The sequence below is a fragment of the Fusicatenibacter faecihominis genome, assembly GCF_020686945.1.
Taxonomy (GTDB): Bacteria; Bacillota; Clostridia; order Lachnospirales; family Lachnospiraceae; genus Limivivens; species Limivivens faecihominis.
This window is the reverse complement of the sequence record NZ_JAJEPR010000087.1, coordinates 1-1887: the sequence shown is the minus strand read 5'-3', so window position 1 is coordinate 1887 and position 1887 is coordinate 1. Positions and strand designations below refer to the sequence as shown.

At 49.0% G+C, this 1887-nt stretch carries 2 protein-coding genes; both read right to left on the bottom strand.

Annotation, left to right across the window (positions count from 1 at the left end):
• Positions 1 to 863: MobQ family relaxase (gene mobQ, locus LKD71_RS17910; protein ID WP_227616416.1), on the bottom strand; the 863-nt coding region annotated here is incomplete at its 3' end.
• Between the two features lie 185 nt (positions 864 to 1048).
• Positions 1049 to 1573: a hypothetical protein gene (locus LKD71_RS17905; protein ID WP_002569224.1), complete on the bottom strand. Its 525-nt coding sequence runs from the start codon at positions 1571 to 1573 to the stop codon at positions 1049 to 1051.
• Between the last annotated feature and the right edge of the window lie 314 nt (positions 1574 to 1887).

Sequence of the window (1887 nt, the reverse complement as noted above, 5' to 3'; positions counted from 1 at the left end):
AGCAGCTCTTTCCGTTTTTCTCCCAGCTCGGTAATCCAGCCTTTGAGGTTTTGGATAAGCTGCCGGATGGACTTCATTAGGCGGTTGGCAGCTTTGATTTCCCGGTTCAGGTTGCCGATATTTGTCTGGATACCACGCTTTTCCATCTGCTGGACAGCAGCCCCCTCATGGACAGTAGGGATAATATCAAGCCCCTGTCTGGCATAGGAACGCAAGTCCACACGCTCCGGGCGGTCATTGGCTTCCAGATAGCGGTTCTGGATTACTTCCCATTCATGCCGCCAGATTTCACAATATTTCTGGTCGTTCCAGTCAACCGTATCCTCCTTGTGGCTTTTCCACCTGCCGGACGGAAGTTTTATCCGTTCTCCGCTTTCATCAAGGTCATAAACCTTGCGGCTCTTGGGAAGCCATTTCCCATGTTCGTCTATTGCCCTCATAGTGAGCAAGACATGGGCGTGGGGATTGTGTCCCGGCGGATGGGGGTCGTGGATGGCAAAGTCAACGATCATGCCTTTGGAAACAAACTGCTGCTGGCAAAACTCTCGGACAAGGACAGCGTACTGGTCAGGCGGTATCTCTCTGGGGATGGTAAGCACCCACCGCCTTGCAAGCTGGGAGTTCCATTGCTTCTCCACCGCTTCGGCGGCGTTCCATAAGGTATTACGGTCTGCATACTCCGGCGGGGCATTTGCTGGGAGCAGAATCTCATTGTGGACGATACCACGCTTTTCCGGGTAGTGCTTCACTTGCTGGTCGTATTCACAGAACAGCTTTTCGCCACTCTGGTAAGCAGCGGCGGCAACCGCAGACTGCCGCTGGCTGCGCTGAACAATCGTGATTTCGTTGTGTGGACAGGGCATTTCGTGTCCCTCCTTTCGCTAATTGGTGGACGGGGTGGCGTTTTACCATCTCATTTTGGGCAGAAAAAAAGCAGGAGACCTTTTTCAGATTTCCTGCTCGGTGTGCCGCTATGTGGGCGGCGGGTATTTAATTGTAAAAGTTCGGGGCAAGTTGACCCGATGTGAAGCTGACAAACTGGAAGTTGTCAAAGAGAATTGTTCCAGTATTCCACAGTATTGCCATTCACATCATAGAATGTAATGGTTCCCGCACTTATAGGCAAAACAATCGCAAAAGGTTTATTGCTGTCAATGTCAAGCACTTGAATTGTGTTGCCGTCATCTATTTCAAGCTGTGTTACCTGTTGCTGATTCATAGAAATAAATGCTCGCTCATTATATCCTTCTACGGTGTACTCGGCAATTCCTCTTTGAACCCCCGAAAGGTTTCCACCCCCACGGAAAAAGTATCCAAAGGAAAGACCAGGACGGTTGACATAGACGGAAAAAGAATGGTCACTCAAATCCTGAGGGTAAGAAATATATGCAGCCATCGTGCTGGAAACGCTTCCATCGACCGTCCAATCATCCTTAATCTTCTGCGACGAACGAATATCTGCCTCCAGCTTAGATGAAGTCACGCCGATCTCATTGTTCGTATAAAGAAAACAAACAAATAAAATACAAGCAAGAACAACCCCTATCACAATTTTAAGAAATATTTTTTTCACGCTATCAAAACTCCTTGTCAACTACCGATTTGTTGTCATCTTCATTATACTTCATTGGCTATCGAAAAGATAGCATATTTTATGAAACTTGTCGGCTGGGAACAGCTTGCAACGCAAGGTGTCCCCAGATGGCAAGTCCACAAAAGGGTAGCTGGCGGCAGCCAGCGCAGGGGAAGCGTAGCGTCCCCTGTATGATTTGGAGCAGACCATGACTGCGGAAAATCACAGCCCTCCGGCGAGGAGCCTTCGGAGAACGCAATGCACCAACCTCTGGGTGGTGTATAATTGCGCCCTTAGTAAACTAAGGGGTTTCC